The organism is Emticicia sp. (assembly GCF_049241225.1).
In the GTDB taxonomy this organism is placed as follows: domain Bacteria; phylum Bacteroidota; class Bacteroidia; order Cytophagales; family Spirosomataceae; genus Emticicia.
The window spans coordinates 1-2,161 of sequence record NZ_JBMLRC010000340.1 but is presented as its reverse complement, the minus strand read 5'-3'; the positions used below and the strand labels follow the sequence as shown (position 1 = coordinate 2,161).

General features: G+C 43.5%; 1 protein-coding gene. It reads left to right on the top strand.

Translation table 11 applies throughout. From position 1 onward, the window contains the following. Positions 1–2,161 (top strand): molybdopterin cofactor-binding domain-containing protein (locus tag ACOVO2_RS18310; protein WP_421771365.1); only part of this gene is annotated, 2,161 nt, incomplete at its 5' end.

Genomic DNA, 2,161 nt, shown 5'->3' with positions numbered 1-2,161 from the left:
TACCTCACGCCGCTCATTTATCAAAGCTGGCTCACTTACGGGAGTCGGTTTAATGGTTGGGCTTAATTCTTTTGCCAAAGAAAAACACCCTAAGAAGATTTCTCATACCGACCCAAAAACGGCAGTTCTCGACCTTGAAATCAATCCTTTCATCATTATCAGCACCGATGGAAGCATTGCCCTAATAAATCCTCGCCCCGATATGGGACAAGGTTCTACGCAAGCCGCACCTTCGCTGATTGCCGAAGAATTGGAAGTGAGTTTGGATAAAGTAAAACTCATCCAGTCGGGTGGACAAGAAAAATACGGTAGCCAACAATCGGGCGGAAGTAGCACTGTGCGTGGCTTGTGGACATCACTCCGCAAAGCTGGTGCAGCCGCTAAAGAAATGCTCATCGAAACAGCCGCTAAACGCTGGAATGCTTCAATAGCCGACTGTTATGCCCAAGATGGTAAGATTTACTTGAAAAATTCAGATAAATCATTCACTTATGGCGAATTGGTTGATGATGCTTCAAAATTACAAGTTCCGAAGAATCCAAAACTCAAAGACCCGAAAGATTTCAAGATTTTGGGTAAATACAACAAACGCCTCGATGTACCTGAGCGTGTAACAGGAAAAGCCGTTTACGGAATCGACATCGAAGTACCGGGAATGGTCTATGCCTGTATTCAACACTCGCCAACTATTCATGGAAAAGTCGTTTCGATTGACGATAGCGAAGCCTTGAAAGTAAAAGGCGTTTTGCAAGTTATTAAAACCAAACGACCAATGCCGCACCGTGCAGCTGATGCCGTGGCGGTTATTGCAACCAATTGGTGGGCAGCACAAAAAGGCAGAAAAGCCTTGAAAGTTACTTGGAACGACGGTGATTTAGCCAAAACCATGACAACCGATAACTATTTTGCGGCCACCTACGAAGCAGCGAAAAAAGAAGGTATCAGATACGAAGAAAAAGGCGATTTCAACGCAAAATTTGCCAATGCCAAACAAAAATTGGAGGTAAACTATGAAACTCCATTTTTGGCTCATGCTCCAATCGAACCAGAATGTGCGGTTGTACACGTAAAAGACGATGGCACTGCCGAAGTTTGGGCTCACGTACAAGGCCCAGATGGTGGTTTGGCCGATGTTTCGAGAGCATTGGGTATTGCAAAAGATAAAATCAAATTTAATGTGCCACTTTTGGGTGGTTCGTTTGGTAGAAAAGCTTACCATGATTATCTGAACGAAACTTGTTTATTGGCGAAAGAACTAAAAAAGCCAGTAAAAATGATTTGGACTCGTGAGGATGATATTACACAAGGGCCTTATCGCCCAGGAATGTTGAGCCACATGCAGGGTTTTGTTGACAAAGGTAAAATCACAGGTTTTCACCACCACGCTATTGGCGAATCGATTGTTGGGCAAGTATTTGGCGGTTTAGCTCCTGACGAATCTGACCCTTGGCTATCAGGTGAAATCAGCACTGAAAATAGCAAATATGAATTTCCTGTTTCAAAAATTTCTTGGACAAACGTAAAAACTGAAATTCCAATCGTTTGGTGGCGTTCGGTTTATGCTTCAAATTTTGGATGGGGACAAGAATGTTTCATTGACGAATTGGCTCAGTTGGCAGGAAAAGACCCTCTACAAGCTCGTTTAGACTTAGTGAAAGACGCTCGTTATAGAAAAGTGTTGGAAACAGTTGCCGAAAAGGCTAATTGGAAAGAAAAACTCGGAGCAGGGCAAGGCAAAGGAATAGCCGTTTTTGCCTCATTTGGTAGTATTTCAGCTTGCTGCATTACGGTTTCAAAAGATGGAGCGGGTGTAAAAATAGATAAAGTGGTGTCGGTACTCGACTGCGGATATTATGTAAATCCTGACCACGTAAAAGCTCAAACCGAAGGAAATATCGTAATGGGAATCACGGCGGCTATCAAAGGAGGAATCACTTTCACGAATGGTGTTTGCGACCAAACCAATTTCCACCAATACAACGTCATGCGATTGAACGAAGCTCCAAAAATGGAAATTCACATCATCGACAGTGGAGAAAATCCAGGTGGCGTTGGCGAGCCAGGTTTACCACCAATCGCACCAGCACTGGGCAATGCGATTTTTGCAGCAACCGGAAAACGTATCAGAAAACTACCTTTTGATATTACGAATTTAGGGTAA